The 15690-nt window shown below is 68.7% G+C and carries 13 protein-coding genes; 3 read left to right on the forward strand and 10 right to left on the reverse strand.

Annotation, left to right across the window (positions count from 1 at the left end; genetic code table 11):
• Positions 1–309: 309 nt before the first annotated feature.
• The 9 genes from efpL to BM172_RS08575 form a co-directional block, all read right to left on the reverse strand.
• Positions 310–876: an elongation factor P-like protein EfpL gene (gene efpL / locus BM172_RS08535; RefSeq protein ID WP_026635289.1), complete on the reverse strand. Its 567-nt coding sequence runs from the start codon at positions 874–876 to the stop codon at positions 310–312.
• Positions 877–983: 107 nt separating this feature from the next.
• Positions 984–1751: an SDR family NAD(P)-dependent oxidoreductase gene (locus BM172_RS08540; RefSeq protein ID WP_026635290.1), complete on the reverse strand. Its 768-nt coding sequence runs from the start codon at positions 1749–1751 to the stop codon at positions 984–986.
• A gap of 133 nt (positions 1752–1884) precedes the next feature.
• Positions 1885–2445 (reverse strand): GNAT family N-acetyltransferase, encoded by a 561-nt coding sequence (locus BM172_RS08545; protein WP_026635291.1) that lies wholly within the window; start codon positions 2443–2445, stop codon positions 1885–1887.
• Entirely contained in the window at positions 2442–2909 is a 468-nt protein-coding gene (locus tag BM172_RS08550) for a GNAT family N-acetyltransferase (RefSeq protein WP_026635292.1), read from the reverse strand. Before BM172_RS08550 ends, BM172_RS08545 begins: the two co-directional genes overlap by 4 nt.
• A complete protein-coding gene (locus BM172_RS08555; RefSeq protein ID WP_026635293.1) occupies positions 2906–3511 on the reverse strand; it encodes a YdeI/OmpD-associated family protein in 606 nt (201 codons plus the stop codon). Before BM172_RS08555 ends, BM172_RS08550 begins: the two co-directional genes overlap by 4 nt.
• A gap of 10 nt (positions 3512–3521) precedes the next feature.
• Positions 3522–4010, reverse strand: a complete 489-nt coding sequence (locus tag BM172_RS08560; protein WP_026635294.1) for a GNAT family N-acetyltransferase — start codon at positions 4008–4010, stop codon at positions 3522–3524.
• A complete protein-coding gene (locus BM172_RS08565) occupies positions 4007–5320 on the reverse strand; it encodes a metal-dependent hydrolase family protein (RefSeq protein ID WP_051548676.1) in 1314 nt (437 codons plus the stop codon). Before BM172_RS08565 ends, BM172_RS08560 begins: the two co-directional genes overlap by 4 nt.
• 131 nt (positions 5321–5451) lie before the next feature.
• Complete coding sequence (locus tag BM172_RS08570) at positions 5452–6150, reverse strand: alpha/beta fold hydrolase (RefSeq protein ID WP_026635296.1); 699 nt, start codon at positions 6148–6150, stop codon at positions 5452–5454.
• Positions 6151–6278: 128 nt separating this feature from the next.
• Positions 6279–7676 (reverse strand): GntP family permease, encoded by a 1398-nt coding sequence (locus BM172_RS08575; RefSeq protein WP_026635297.1) that lies wholly within the window; start codon positions 7674–7676, stop codon positions 6279–6281.
• Between the two features lie 160 nt (positions 7677–7836).
• Here BM172_RS08575 and BM172_RS08580 point away from each other — a divergent pair, with 160 nt between their 5' ends.
• From BM172_RS08580 to BM172_RS08590, 3 genes are all read left to right on the forward strand, one after another.
• Positions 7837–10047 carry a TonB-dependent receptor gene (locus tag BM172_RS08580; protein ID WP_026635298.1) on the forward strand — a complete coding sequence of 737 codons (2211 nt, stop codon included), beginning with the start codon at positions 7837–7839 and terminating at the stop codon, positions 10045–10047.
• Positions 10048–10066: 19 nt separating this feature from the next.
• Positions 10067–11098, forward strand: coding sequence for an extracellular catalytic domain type 2 short-chain-length polyhydroxyalkanoate depolymerase (locus tag BM172_RS08585; RefSeq protein WP_026635299.1), 1032 nt, complete (start codon positions 10067–10069; stop codon positions 11096–11098).
• Positions 11099–11591: 493 nt separating this feature from the next.
• Positions 11592–14891 carry a hybrid sensor histidine kinase/response regulator gene (locus tag BM172_RS08590; RefSeq protein ID WP_026635300.1) on the forward strand — a complete coding sequence of 1100 codons (3300 nt, stop codon included), beginning with the start codon at positions 11592–11594 and terminating at the stop codon, positions 14889–14891.
• On the opposite strand, the gene BM172_RS08595 is transcribed toward BM172_RS08590, so the two are convergent.
• Complete coding sequence (locus tag BM172_RS08595) at positions 14892–15545, reverse strand: response regulator (protein ID WP_026635301.1); 654 nt, start codon at positions 15543–15545, stop codon at positions 14892–14894.
• Positions 15546–15690: the final 145 nt, after the last annotated feature.

A 15690-nucleotide genomic window follows, 5' to 3' on the forward strand; every position in this document is an offset into this window, starting at 1 on the left:
GAAAGCCCAAGGACCCGGGTTTTCCTGCGGCGAACGGAAGCGCCGGGCACAGGATGTGCCATGGCTGATCAGCGCGCCGGGCGGGGTCAGCAAGGGGGCGGGTTCGGCGCATGAAGCGCCGGACCCGTACCTCGCATCGCAGCGCGAGGCAGGCTGCGACGGGTTTTGGCGATCCGCGCGACCGGGAGCGCGCGGACGCCGCCGCAAGGGGGAGGCTGGCGCGCTCCGGCGCGACGGCCTCCCAAGGGTGAATCGGGTGATGCCCATTTCGGCCCGTGTCTCTCACGGGCCTTTTTTTGCGTGCTTGATTTACGAGGCGCGGCCGCCGAACTCGCCGGTGGTGGTGTTCACCCACACCTTCTCGCCGTTGGTGATGTACTCCGGCACCTGGATTTCCACGCCGGTGCTGAGCTTGGCCGGCTTGGTGCGCTTGGTGGCGCTGGCGCCCTTCAGTTCCGGCGCGGTATCGACCACTTCCAGCATCACGCTGGTCGGCACCTGCAGGCCCACCGGCGCGTCGTCGATCAGCTGCACGTAGAAGCCCTCGGTGTCCTCGACGATGTAGCCGGCGTTGTCGCCGACCAGTTCCGGACCGAGCAGGTATTGCGTGTAGTCCTCCGCATCCATGAACACGAAGGCCTCGTCGTCCTTGTAGGAATAGTTGGCGGCGCGGCGCACCAGGTCCATTTCCTTCAGGTCGTCGTCGGCGCGCAGGCTGAGGTCGAACTTGCGTGCGCCGGGGATCGAATACAGGGTGAAGCGGAAGGTCACGTTGCCGCCGCGCGCGGTGGGCGAGCTGCGCTCGATGTCGCGCACCTGGTAGACCGTGCCTTCGTGCTCGACCACGTTGCCTTTCTTGACGTCGGAAGCTTTCATGGGCTTTTTTAGGGAATAGAGAATTGAGAACAGGGAATCGAAGCGCGGGCGAGAGAGTCTGGCAGGGCTTTGCTTTTGCTGTTCCCTGTTCCCGACTCCCTATTGCCTCACTTCGGCTGCAGGCGCACCGCGCCGTCGAGGCGGATGGTCTCGCCGTTGATGTAGCGGTTGGTGAGGATGAAAGCCACCAGGCTGGCGAATTCTTCCGGTCGGCCCAGGCGAGACGGGAACGGGATCGAGGCGGACAGCGACTCCTGCACCTGGGGCGGCATGCCGTCGACCATGGGGGTCCAGAAGATGCCCGGCGCGATGGTCGCCACGCGGATGCCGAAGCGCGACAGCTCGCGCGCCATCGGCAGGGTCATGCCGACCACGCCGCCCTTGGAGGCGGAATACGCGGCCTGGCCGATCTGGCCCTCGTAGGCGGCGACGCTGGCGGTGTTGACGATCACGCCGCGCTCGCCGTCCTCGCCCGCCTCGTTGGACTGCATCAGCGCTGCGGCGGCCTTGGCCACGTTGAAGCTGCCGACCAGGTTGACCATCACGGTGCTGGCGAAGGTGCCCAGCGGCATCGGGCCTTCCTTGCCGAGCACGCGGCCGGCACCGAGGATGCCGGCGCAGTTCATCACCACGTTGAGGCCGCCCATGGCTTCGCGGGCCGCGGCGACGTTGGCCGAGACGCCGTCCTCGGAGGTCACGTCGGTGCGGAAGAAGTGGGCGCTGGCGCCCAGCGCCCTGGCCGCTTCCTGGCCCTTGTCCTCGTTCACGTCGAACAGCGCGACCTGGCCGCCGGCGGCGACCAGGTGCTGCGCCACGGCGTAGCCGAGACCGGAGGCGCCGCCGGTGATGATCGCCTTGACCTGCTGGAGCTGCATGGGTACGTCCTCGGGGATGCCGAAAAGCGGAATGGTAGCGCGGCGGCGCAGGTTGGGGTGAGCCAGGGGCGAACCCCAACAGGGCAGATGCCATGGCGAGGCCCGTTGGGGTTCGCCACTGGCTCACCCCAACCTACAGCAGCGCTTGCCACTCGGCACGGTCGCGCAGCTGCGCGAACGGAATCACCGCCGTCGGCGGCACTGCCGGCGCCTGCAATTCCTTCTGCCACACGCCCACGTCCCACCATTGCCCCAGCTTGTAGCCGGCCTTGCGCCAGATGCCGGCGGGCGCGAAGCCCATCGTCTCGTGCATGGCCACGCTGGCCTCGCCCGGCATGGTGATCACGCCCACCGCCTGGTTGATGCCCTGCAGGCGCATGCCGTCCAGCAGCACGCCGTAGAGCCGGCGTGCGATGCCGCGGCGCTGGGCATCCTCGTGCACGTAGATCGAGGTCTCGGCGATCCAGTCGTAGGCCGCGCGCTCGCGAAAACGGCTGGCGTAGGCATAGGCGAGCAGACGGCCGTGTTCTTCCCACACGATCCACGGGTAATGCGGCAGGCGTCCGGCGATGCGCTCGCGCATCGCGGCTTCGCCGGGCAGCTCCGTCTCGAAGGTGGCCATGCCCTGCAGCACGTGCGGCGTGTAGATGGCATGGATGGCGGCGGCATCCGCGGGAACGGCGATGCGGATCATGCGAGCACCTTTTCCATGCATACGCTCTGGGGATTGCTGCGATGGCTGCCGAACGGCGGGCAGCGGCGATAGCCGGAGCGTTCGTACAGCTCGATCGCCTCGGCCTGCGCGGTGCCGGTCTCCAGGCGGATGACGCGGCCGCCGCCGTTGCGCACATATTGCTCCAGCGCTTCCAGCAGCTGCTTGCCCAGGCCCAGCCCGCGGCAGGCCGGCAGCACGTACATGCGCTTGACCTCCAGGTACTCGCCTTCGTCCACGCAGGCGCCGCAGGCGACCGGCGTGCCGTCGACGCGCGCGGTCACGAAGGTGACGTTGGGCTGGCGCAGTTCCTCCAGCGCGACAGGCTGGATATTGGCGGTGGGGTAGAGCTCCGCCAGATAGCCGTCCAATTGCTGGGTCAGCGGCAGGATGTCGGGCGTACCCGGGTCCTCGATCGCGAAAGTGAGCTGGGGTCGCTTGTTCACATGTACTTCCAGTTGCGCTGCTTGCCCTCGGCCAGCCATTCCAGGGTGGTGGCGAGGCGTTTCTGGCGGGTGGCGCCGGTCTTGGCTTCGACGATCCATTCGATGTAGTCGCGTTGCATGCTGGCGGTAAAGCCTTCGAACGTCTTGCGCGCGGCGGCGTTGTTTTTCTGCGCGAGCAGGGCGGCAAGGTCGTCCGGTACGGGCAGGGCGGGTTTAGGCGCGGCCTTCGGACGTGCGCGCGTGGCGCCGCCTTCGATCAGCGTCATGGCCTTCTTTACGTAAGCGGTCAGTTCCTTCTTCGACGGCAGGTCGCGCACGGAAACGAGTTTGCCGAACTGGCCCATGCCTTCATCGGCATCGCCGGCCGTTTCGCCGAACAGTTCCTTGTAGTGCCAGAAATGCAGGCTCGCATGCTGCTTGAACGCCGCCATCCCGCACATCAGCGCGCCCCGGTAGCTGAAGTACGGCATGCTCCATTTCAGCGTTTCCTCCGCCTCGGGGCAGGCGGCATGCACGGTGGCGCGGATCTGTTCCAGGACCGGCCGCGCGAACCCGGCGGACTTGGCGATATACGCATCGATGCGCGGATCGTGGCTGCTCACGGCATCCTCCTCACAGCTCGCGGATAAAGAACTGGTCGCAGCTGAAATGCCCCGTGCCGCCCATCGGCCCGCACAGCGCGGTGAAGCCGCTGCGCTTGTACAGCGCCTGCGCCGCATCCATGCCGGTCAACGTTTCCAGGTAGCAGCGCTTGAAGCCGTGCGCGCGGGCCGCGTCCAGGCAGCGCTGCATCATCGCGCCGCCGGCGCCGATGCCGCGCGCCGCCGGCAGGAAATACATCTTGCGCAGCTCGCACACGTCCGCCTCGCCGTTCTCCAGCGGCGCCACGCCGCCGCCGCCGACCACCCGCCCGTTCACCTCGACCACGAAGTAAGCACTGCGCGGCCGCGCATAAGCGGCATGCATCGCCTCGACCTCGGCGTCATGGATGGCAAAGCCGGGGCCGTCGGCGCCGAACTCGGGCATCACGGCGCGGATGATGGCGGCGACGTCGGCATCGTCGCGGGGCTCGATGGGGCGGATCAGGAAAGGCTGGCTCATGGCTGGCTATGCGTGGCCTGGTCGTCGGGGTGGCGGTAGACGGTGCCGTCCTTCATCACGAAGACCGGATGCCGCAGATCGTCGATGCGCTCGCTCGGATCGCCGGCGAACGCGGCCAGATCCGCGCGCAGGCCGGGCGCGATGCGGCCGAAGCGGTCCTGTGCGTGCAGGATGCGCGCGGCGACGTCGGTGGCGGCGTGCAGCGCCTGCGCCGGCGTCATGCCGGCGCGCACCATCGCCGCCGGCTCGCGCCAGTTGGCGCCGTGCGCGAACACGCCGACGTCGCTGCCGTTGCCGATCGTCACGCCGGCCTTCATGGCGGCGCGGAAGGCGCGCGTGGCTTCCCGCATGCGCTCGGTCGGTTCGCTCTTGCCGGGCACGTAATGCTCGAAGTATTCGGCGGTGGCTTCCACCGCGGTCAAGGTGGGCTCGTAGGCCACGTTGCGCTGCTTCATCAGGCGGAAGGTCGCCTCGCTGGCGCCGTAACCGTGCTCGATGCTGTCCACGCCGGCTTCCACCGCCATGCGCACGCCGGCGTCGCTGGCCGCGTGCGCGGCGACGGGTCGGCCGGACAGGTGCGCGGTGTCGACGATGGCCTTCAGTTCCGCGGCGGTCAGCGTGGGCGCGGTGTCGCCGCCGGGGCCGACGCGGTAGTCGGCGTACAGCTTGATCCAGTCGGCGCCGCGGGCGGCCTGCTCGCGCACCGCGCGCATCGCTTCGTCCGCGCCGCTGATTTCCTGCGCGCCGCCGGGCAGGTCGAGATCGGGACGGAAGCCGCGCGGACCGGGGCCATAGCTGGAGCTGGCGACGATGGCGCGGGTGGCGACATACAGCTGCGGGCCGGGAATCAGGCCTTCGTCGATCGCGCGCTTGACCGAGACGTCGGCGTAGCCGGCGCCTTCGGTGCCCAGGTCGCGCAGCGCGGTGAAGCCGGCCAGCAGCGTGTCGCGCGCGTGCGCGGCGGCTTCCAGCGTGCGGTAGTCCTGCGGCTCCTTCAGCACCTGGTCGTTCCACAGCGTCTCGTTGTACGGATGCAGGAAGACGTGCGAGTGCAGGTCGATCAGGCCGGGCAGCAGGGTGGCGTCGGGGAGTTCGACGCGGCGGGCGCCGGCGGGAACCTGGATGCCCGCGGCCGGGCCGGCCGCGGCGATGACGCCGTCATGGACCAGCACCGCCCAGCCGGCATGGGCCTGGTTGCCGTCGCCGGTCCAGACGCGGGCCGGGAGCAGCAGGGTGTCGGTCGCGGCGGCCGGCAGGACTCCCAGCAGGAGCAGCGTGCCAAGGAGGCGGATTGTCCAGCGCTTGGGCATGGCGGGCTCCCATCGAGGAAGCTCCGATCATAACGGCCGCCGCAGCGTCCGCGTAGGTCGGGGTGAGCGCAGCGAACCCCAACATCGGCCACGTCCGGGCGCCTGTTGGAGTTCGCCTTGCTCACTCCAACCTACAGGAGGCCGACCTGATCGGCGGCGGTGTACCACAGCAAGCCGTAATGCCCATACGCATACGTCAGGCTGCCGTTCTCGCCGTCGATGCTCGACGTATGCACGCCGCCCACCGTGCACACCCCGCCGTAGCAATTGATCTCGTCGATCCACGACTTGATCGAATACATCTTCTGCCCGAAGCGATGCCCCGCGATGCTGCCCAGCAGCGGGCTGCCCACCGACAAGCCCCAATAGCCGCAGGTGCTGGTGACCACGTTGAACGGATAGGTGCCGCACGACCACAGCCCGTGGAATGCGCCGGCGATGCCGACGAATACATCGACCTTCGAGGACAGGCCCAGCTTGTCGATCTCCCGCGCCGCCAGCGTGGCGCCCATCGAGTGGCCGAGCACGTCGATGCGGCCGGTGCAGGAACTGGCGATCGCCGCCTTGAGCGCATTGGCCACCGGCGTTTCCTCGCTGCCGTTGTGGTCGTTGCAGGCCGCGCACAGCGGATTGCCCCAGCTCGGCGCGTAGATCTGCGCGTCGGTATAGCCATGCTGGATCAGCGCGTCGTAGGTGTTCTGGAAATCACCAGGACTGCCGGTATTGCCGTGCACCAGCACGACATTGTCCACGCAGGCGGCATGCAGGCCCAGGCCCGGTATCAGCAACAGCAGGGCCAGCAGGCCCAGACCCCATCGTTTGATCGACATCGCGGTACGCTCCCTTCGCTTCGACGAGTCCCGCCGTGGCGGAACGGTGAAGAGCTGCGCAGCAGGCGCGGCTCCGTTTCGCAAGCGACGTCATCCGTCGACGGACGGGGGGAAGGCGTCGTCATGGGCTAGACCAGCCCCAGCAGGTAATAGCCGCCGATCGCCACGAACACCGCCGCGGTCTTGATCAGCGTGATGGCGAAAATGTCCCGGTACGATTGGCGATGGGTGAGGCCGGTCACCGCCAGCAAGGTGATCACCGCGCCGTTGTGCGGCAGCGTGTCCATGCCGCCGGAGGCCATCGCCGCCACGCGGTGCAGCACTTCCATCGGGATGCCGGCCGCCTGCGCGTTGCGGATGAAGGTATCGGCCATCGCCGCCAGCGCGATGCCCATGCCGCCGGAAGCGGAGCCGGTGATGCCGGCCAGCGCGGTGATCGACACCGCCTGGTTGACCAGCGGATTGGGAATGGCATGCAGCCCTTCGGCGATCAGCTTGAAGCCGGGCAGGGCGGCGATCACCGCGCCGAAGCCGTATTCGGAGGCGGTATTCATCGAGGCCAGCAGCGCGCCGGCGACCGCCGCCTTGCTGCCCTCGGCGAAGGACCGCTGCACCGGCTTCCAGGCGAACAGCAGCACGCAGGCGATACCCAGCAGCAGGGCGCCTTCCACCGCCCAGATCGCGGCCAGCTTCGACACCTCCTGCACCACCGGCTTCGCCTCGCCGATCACCGCCGGCACGAAGGACTGCGTGGCGCCGTAGAGGCGCGGCAGCGCATCGGCCAGCAGCTTGTTGGCCACGCCGACCACCACCAGCGGCAGCAGCGCGACCAGCGGATGCGCCAGGCGTGCGCCTTCGAACGGCGCGGGCTCGTTCGCCAGCACCTCGCCATAGCCTTCGCCGGCCGCGGCGGCGCGGCGCCGGCGCGATTCCAGATAAGCCAGGCCCACGCTCAGGATGAATACCGCGCCCAGCGTGCCCAGCCACGGCGCCGCCCAGGCGGTGGTGCCGAAGAACGACGTGGGAATGATGTTCTGGATCTGCGGCGTGCCGGGCAGCGCATCCATGGTGAAGGTGAAGGCGCCCAGCGCGATGGTGCCGGGGATCAGGCGCTTGGGGATATCCGCCTGGCGGAACAACTCGGCGGCGAACGGATATACCGCGAACACCACCACGAACAGCGACACGCCGCCGTAGGTGAGCAGCGCGCAGACCAGCACGATCGACAGCATCGCCCGTCCGCGCCCGACCAGGCCGATGGTGCCGGCCACGATGGCCTTGGAGAAGCCGGACATCTCGATCAGCTTGCCGAACACCGCGCCGAGCATGAATACCGGGAAGTAGAGCTTGAGGAAGCCCACCATCCGGTCCATGAACAGGCCGGTGAACATCGGCGCCACCAGGGCCGGGTCGGTCAGCAGCACCGCGCCCAGCGCGGCCAGCGGCGCGAACAGGATCACGCTGTAGCCGCGGTACGCCGCCAGCATCAGGAAGCACAGTGCGGCCAGCACGATCGCGAACGACATCCCTCATGACTCCCAAGCGCGCCAAAGACCGGCGCAGTATCCGGATGGGCCATCAGTCACGGCACTGTACGAAGGTACAAGTGTGGCCCCGCGCCGGCCTGCCTACGCTTCGCGGCATCGGCATCCGTGGGGAGGGTGCGTCTACACCATGAGGGGCGACATGAAACGCACGTACATGAGTCTGGCCATCGGCATGGCGTTCGGCGTGGCTTGCGCCGCGCCGGTGCGCGCGCAGCAGGCGGAGCCGCCGGCGCAGCCGGCCGAGGCGAAGAAGCTGGAGGCGGTGACGGTCACCGCGCGCAAGCGCGAGGAGACCCTGCAGGACGTACCGATCGCGGTCAGCGCGTTCACCTCCGCTGCGCTGTTCAAGCAGAACGTGCAGAACCTGGGCGACCTGCAGGGCAAGGTGCCGTCGCTGCAGGTGTATGCCGCGCGCGGCTCCAACACCACCATGACCGCGTATATCCGCGGCGTCGGCCAGGCCGATCCGACCTGGGGCTTCGACCCGGGCGTCGGCATCTATCTCGACGACGTCTACATGGCCCGCCCGCAGGGCGCGCTGCTGGACGTGTTCGACGTCAACCGCATCGAGGTGCTGCGCGGCCCGCAGGGCTCGCTGTACGGCAAGAACACCATCGGCGGCGCGATCAAGTACGTGTCCAACCCGCTGCCGACCCGGTTCACCGGCAGCGCGGAGGCCACCGTCGGCACGCATGGCGAGAAGGACATCAAGGCCAGCCTCGGCGGTGCCACCGACGACGGCGTGTGGCGCGGGCGCGTGGCGGTATCGAGCGCGCACAACGACGGCTTCGGCAAGAACCAACTCAGCGACAGCCGCAACGGCAACAAGAACACCAATGCGGCGCGTGCTTCGCTCGGCTTCTTTCCCAGCAAGGACTTCAGCGCCCAGCTCACGGTGGACGGCCTGCGCGACAATTCCAACCCGCGCGGCGCCAAGCTGCTCACCACCAACAAGTTCTATCCGACCTACCAGCCGCTCTCCAGCGACTTCGATACGCGCGGCGGCATGGCCCAGCTCAACCACACCGAGATGTCCGGCGCCGCGCTGACGCTGAGCTGGATCGCCAGTCCGGTGTGGACGCTGAAATCCATCACCGCGTATCGCGAGTCGTCGACCGACACCAACATCGACTTCGACACGCTGCCGGCCAAGATCGCCGACGTCAACGCGGTGTACAAGGACCACCAGTTCTCGCAGGAACTGCAGGCCAACTACGACGCCGGCGGCAGCATCCACGGCGTGTTCGGCCTGTACTACTTCAAGGGCGCGGCCGATGGCCAGATCCACAACATCTTCCTCGGCTCGCCGCCGTACAGCACGCTGGGCTTCGCCACCTACGGCAGCACCGGCGGCAGCATGGGCACCAAGAGCATCGCCGGCTACGGCGACCTGACCTGGGACATCGACCCGCAGTGGAGCCTGGACCTGGGCCTGCGCCTCACCCAGGAAAAGAAGAGCGCGGTGATCCAGAACTACGCCTTCGCCGACGAGACCTTCACCCGGCGCATCGCCACCGCGGCGGACTTCAGCGGCGCGCACACTTCGCGCAACGCCTCGCCCAAGGTGACCCTGGCCTGGAACGCCAGCGAACAGGTGAAGCTCTACGCCACCTACAGCGCGGGCTTCCACTCCGGCGGCTACAACATCCGCGCCAACTGCGTGGCGATCCCGCAGTCGTGCCGGCCGATCAGCGACGAGAAGGTGCAGTCGTTCGAGCTGGGCAGCAAGATGAGCTTCCTCGACGGCCGCCTGATGCTCAATACCTCGGCCTTCCACAATATCTACTCGGACATCCAGCTGTCCGTGTTCACCTCCTACGCGCTGCCGAACGGCAGCCAGGGCTTCTTCGGCGACTTCACCAACGCGGGCAAGGGCCATATCGACGGCCTGGAGGAAGAGTTTGCCTGGAAGCCGTCCGAGAACTGGACGGTGCGCGGCAACCTGGCCTACCTGCACACCAAGTACACCGAGTTCATGAGCAGCGGCAAGAACATCGCCGACACGCAGCGCTTCACCAATGCGCCGAAGTGGTCGGGCGGGCTGGGCGTGGAAAACAACTACCCGCTGGCCAATGGCGGCAGCATCGGCGCGCGCATCAATTACACCTACCAGACGTCGGTGTATCCGGAGACCACGCTGTCGCCGCTGATCATGCAGCGCGGCTATGGCCTGTGGAACGCCGGCATCGTGTGGGAAGTGAACCAGCCGTGGACACTGAGCCTGCAGGGCACCAACCTGGCTAACAAGTCCTACCGCACGACCGGCTATAACATCGCGGCACTGGGCATCGTCACCGGCTACTACGGCGCGCCGCGCATGGTCACGCTGACCGCCCGCTACAAGTTCTGATCGCGACCAGGAGGGGACTATGCGTTGGCGTTGGATCGGTATGCTCGGCACCGCGCTGCTGGCGGTCGCCGCACAGGCCCAGGCGGCCGATGCGGGGCCGCTGCCGCGGTTGAAGCTCGAGCCGTCGCGGGTGGCGGTGGCGGGCCTGTCTTCCGGCGCCTACATGGCGACCCAGGTGCAGCTGGCGTATCCGGAGCGTTTCCCCGCTGTCGCGCTGGTGGCAGGCGGGCCTTACGGTTGCGCGGACGGCAAGCTCGACGTGGCCTTGAGCACCTGCATGAAGGGCACGCCGGCGCCGGATGTGGCGGCGCTGGTGGCGAAGGCGCGGCAGCGCGCCAAGGCCGGCGAGACCGGTTCGCTTGCGGCCTTGGCCAAGGGCAAGGTGTATCTGCTGCACGGCAAGAGCGATGCAGTGGTGGCGCCGCCGGTGGCGGAAGCCGCCGCGCATTTCTACGAGCAGCTGCGCGATGGCGATCCGGCGCTCAAGGGCCTGAAGGTGTACGACGACGGCGCGCGCGATTTCGCCCACAACCTGCCGCTGGCGGCGAGCGGCGACGATTGCGGCAAGTCGGTGTCGCCGTATCTGGGCCATTGCGGTTTCGATGCGGCGGGCGAGATCTTCGCCCAGCTGTACGGCAAGCCGGCGCACGCGGCGGGCGAGGCGAAGGGCGAGCTGCGCCGCTTCGACCAGAACGCCTACAAGCCGGATGGCGCGGATGCGTTCCTCGCGGACGAGGGCTATGTCTATCTGCCGCCGTCGTGTCTGGCGGGCAAGCCCTGCGGTCTGCTGGTGGCTTTCCATGGCTGCAAGCAGAACGCCACCGCGGTGGGCGAGGCTTTCGTGAAGGATGCCGGTTTCAATCGCTGGGCGGACGTGTACGGCGTGGCGGTCCTGTATCCTCAGACGCGCGCCAGCATGGCGCCTTTGAATCCGCAGGCATGCTGGGATTGGTGGGGCTATTCGGGGACCAACTACGACACGCGGCAGGGCGTGCAGCTGCGCTGGCTGGTGCGTGCCGTGGAGGCGCTCGGTTTGCCGCCTTTGCATTGACGATGCGTGAGCATCGTCATCCCGGCGCAGGCCGGGGTCCAGTGGCGGTATCGCTCGATGGTCGCGGTGCGCGTGGCCTTGTCTCGCCGTTGGCGAGGGTTTCGAGCCGCTGCCGCGGCCCGAGTTACTTTCTCTTGCTTGCCCAAGAGAAAGTAACCAAAGAGAAGGGCACCCTGCACGGCGCCCTCCGGTGGCGTAGCCACCGGAGGGTACGTGAGGGCTGGCCGGGCTTTTTGACGGGACATCCATGTCCCGTCAAAAAGGCGAGGACTCCTGTCCTCGCCCCCTTCGGGGCCTTTTCGTCCAGCCCTCACCGCCGCGCCAAGGGATCCGAAGATCAAGAGCAAAGGCAAAAGCGCACAAGCGGAACGCCGCAGCTTTGCCGCGTGCTCTCATTGGATCTTCGCGAGTGCTTGCATCTCCCTCTCCCCGCCGGGGAGAGGGTTGGGGTGAGGGGCCGGGGCTCGCGGAAGCGCCCGCACAGGGCTTGCTCATGCTGACCCCCACCATCATCGCCACCGCCGCGCTCGTCTGGCTCGGCCTGCTGTTCGGCGTCGCCCTGCTCGGGGAACGCCGCCCCGCACTCTTCGAAAAACGCTGGTCGATCGTCTACGCGCTGTCGCTGGCGATCCATTGCACGTCCTGGACCTTCTACGGCACCGTGACCCAGGCCAGCCGTTCCGGCTGGTGGCTGCCGCCGACTTTCGTCGGCGCGATCCTGATGTATCTGTTCGGCATCGCGGTGCTGCGCCGGCTGGTGCAGCTGGCGCGCGACTACAACGCCGGGTCGCTGGCCGACCTGATCGCGGTGCGTCTTGGCCGCCATTCCGGACTCGCCGCGCTGGTGACGGTGGTGGTGCTGATCGGCATCGTCCCGTACATCGCGCTGCAGCTGAAAGCCGTGGCGATGAGCTTCGCCATGCTCAGCCGCGGGCAGGTGGCGGAGTCGGCGCCGTGGCAGGACAGCGCGCTTTACGTCGCCTTGCTGATGGCGCTGTTCGCCATGCTGTTCGGCACCCGCCGCGCCTCGACCATGGCGCACAACCGCGGGCTGGTGCTGGCGATGGCGTTCGAGTCGCTGTTCAAGCTGGCGGCGATGCTGGCCTTGGGTTCGCTGCTGTTCGCACCCTTGCCCGCGGGCGTCGTCGCCGCCGCGCCGCCGCACGACAGCACCGGTTTTCCGGCGATGATCCTGCTCGGCGCGCTGGCGATGTTCACGCTGCCGCACCAGTTCCATGCCGGCGTGGTGGAGTGCCGCGACAGTGCGCACCTGCGCACCGCACGCTGGCTGTTCCCGCTGTACATGCTGCTGATCGCGCTGCCGATCCTGCCGCTGGCGCGCCTGGGCGACGCCTGGCTGGCGCCGAGCGGCGTGCCGTCCGATCTCTACGTGCTGGCGCTGCCGATGGCGCGCGGCCAGCACGGCCTGGCGCTGCTGGCCTTCCTCGGCGGCCTGAGCGCGGCGACCAGCATGGTGGTGGTGGCGACGCTGGCGTTGAGCCTGATGGTGGTCAATCACCTGATCGCGCCGCTGCGCGTGCAGGCCGGCTGGGGACGCGGCGAGCACGGCGACCTGCGCGGCGAAGTGATCAACCAGCGCCGCGTGGCGATCCTCGCGGTGATCCTGCTGGCCTGGGCGTACAGCCGCGTGCTGGCGCGCAACGACGTGCTGGCCGATATCGGCGCGATTTCGTTCTCCGCGCTGGCGGGTCTCGCGCCGGCGCTGCTGGCGGCGGTGTTTCGGCCGCAGCTTGGGCCGCGCGCGGTGGCGGCCGGGCTGGCCGCCGGCACGCTGGTGTGGTTGTACGTCTTGCTGCCGGCGATGTTCCCCGCGGGTGCGCCGTGGTGGAGCGGCTGGTCCTACGGATTGCGCTGGTTGTCGCCGGACGGCTTCGTCGGGCTCGACGAATGGAGTCGCCTCGGCCGTGCCGTCGCGGCAGGGCTGGCCGCCAATATCGCCACCATGCTCGCCGTCGCCGGCTCGCGTTTCGGCCGTGCGCGCAAGCCCGCGGTGGTGGGCGGCATCGGTATCGCCGAACTGCACGCGCTGGCCTCGCGCTTCCTGCCGGCCGAGCGCGTGGCGCATCTGTTCGAGGATGCGCCGGCGCAAGGCATCGCCAGCGCGGCGCGGGTGGCCGAGGTCGAACACGAACTGGCGGCAGTGATCGGCGCCGCCTCCGCGCGCCTGCTGCTGGAAGTAGTGCGGCAGCAGCGCCGCGATGAACTGGAGACGGTCGCCGCCATCGTCGGCGAGGCCGCGCAGGACCTGCGCTTCAACCAGCGCGTACTGGAGGCGGCGCTGGAGAACATGAGCCAGGGCATCTGCGTGGTCGACGCGGAGCTGCGCCTGGTGGCCTGGAACCGGCGCTATGCCAGCCTGTTCGGTTATCCGGATGGCTTGCTGCAAGTCGGCCGGCCGGTGGCGGATCTCACCAGATACAACGTCGCGCGCGGCATGATCGGCGCGGGCGACGTCGATGCACGCGTGCAACGCAGGCTCACGCACATGCGCGCCGGCACAAGGCACCTGTCCGAGCGCAGTTTTCCCGATGGCACGGTGGTGGAGATCCGCGGCAACCCGATGCCGGGCGGCGGCTTCGTCGCCACCTTCACCGACGTGACCGCGTTCCGCCATGCCGAGGATGCGCTGCGTGGCGCCAACGAAACGCTGGAGCAGCGCGTGGACGAGCGCACGCGCGAGCTGGCTGACGCCACCGCCGAGGCGCAGCGTGCGAACGCGGCGAAGAGCCGTTTCCTCGCGGCGGTGAGCCATGACCTGATGCAGCCGCTGCATGCCGCGCAGCTGTTTGCGCACGCGCTGGCCGAGCGCGGCGGCGAGGCAGCCACGGTGCGTCATCTGCAAGGTGCGCTGGCGGCGACGGAAGGTCTGCTGGCGGGCTTGCTGGACATCGCCCGTCTCGAAGGCGGACGCCTGCGCGCACAGCCGCGCGAATTCGCGCTGGGCGAGGTGCTCGGTCCGCTCGCGGCGGAATTCCAGGCGATGGCGGCCGACCGCGGCATGCACCTGAGCGTGGTCGACAGCACGGCGTGGGTGCGCTCGGATCCGCTGCTGCTGCGCCGCGTGCTGCAGAACTTCCTGTCCAATGCGCTGCGCTATTCGGAACGCGGGCGCGTGCTGCTCGGCCTGCGCCGCCATGGCGCATGCGTGCGGCTGGAGGTATGGGACACCGGACCGGGCATCGCGCCGGAAGAACGCGAGCGCATCTTCCAGGCCTTCCATCGCCTGAATCATGCCGGCGGCCAAGGCCTGGGCCTGGGGCTGTCGATCGCGCAGCGCATGGCGGCCTTGCTCGACCATCCGCTGGGGCTGCGCTCCTGGCCCGGACGCGGCAGCGTGTTCCATCTCGACGTGCCGCGCGCGCAGCCGGTATCCGCGCCGCCGGCCGCCGCGGAAATCGCGCATGGCGTGGCAGCCGGCCGCGCCGTGGTGCTCGACAACGAACCCGCCGCGCGCACGGCGCTGGCCACCCTGCTGCAGGGCTGGGGCTGGCAGGTGCATGTCGCCGCGCAGCCGCGCCAGGCGCTGGAGACGCCGTGGCGCCCGGATCTGTATGTGCTCGACTATCACCTCGATCATGGCGTCACCGGGCTGGACGTGTTGCGTGCGGTGCGTCGCGCGCATCCCGGCGTGCCGGCGCTGATCCTCACCGCCGACCGCGATGGCGAATTGCGCCAGCGCATCCTGGATGCGGGTGCGATGGTGCTGTACAAGCCGCTCAAGCCGCTGGCGCTGCAGCAGGTGCTGCAGCGGCTGGCCACGGCGATGGCCTGATTACAGCGCGGGTTCGCTCAAGGCGAGCGAGTTCAGCAGCAGGCTGGCCTGGGTGCGGTTGCGCACGCCGAGCTTCTCGAAGATCGCGGTGACATGCGCCTTCACCGTGCGTTCCTGGATCGACAGGCGGTCGGCGATCTGCTTGTTGAGCAGGCCTTCGCCGAGCAGGGTGAGCACGCGGTATTGCTGTTCGGTGAGCCGCGCCAGGCGCGTGGCGAGCTCGGTATCCGCCGGATCGGCGGGCAGGGCGGCGACGGCCTGCGCCAGTTCGGCCGGCAGCCAGGTGCCGCAGGCCAGCACCGTGCGCACGGCCTCGCTGATTTCCGCCGGCGAAGCGCTCTTGGCGATGAAACCCGCGGCGCCATGGTCGAGCACGCGGCGCACGGTGCGCGCCTCGTCGTGCGCGGACACCACCAGCACGGCCACGCCCGGATGCTGTCCGCGCAACGCGGCGAGGCCGGACAGGCCCTGGCTGCCCGGCATGTTGAGGTCGAGCAGGACCAGGTCGGTGTCGGGTTCGGCGGCCAGCGCGGCGAGGGCGGTCGGCAGGTCGGTGGCTTCGTTGATCACGCAGTCGGCGACGCTCTCCATCACCGCCTGGCGCAGGGCCGTGCGGAACAGCGGATGGTCGTCGGCGATCAGCAGCGTGGGCATGACGAGTGACGTTAGCTTGGGCGGAGCGCTACGCAAAGCCCCTCTCCCCTCGGCGACCCGAAGGTAGTCCCCGTGGGAGAGAGGGGTTGGGGTGAGGGTACGGGCAGCGCGCAAGAGTGATGTGCACCGCTCCGCCCGTACCCTC

The sequence above is a fragment of the Dyella marensis genome (genome assembly GCF_900112865.1).
Taxonomy (GTDB): domain Bacteria; phylum Pseudomonadota; class Gammaproteobacteria; order Xanthomonadales; family Rhodanobacteraceae; genus Dyella_D; species Dyella_D marensis_A.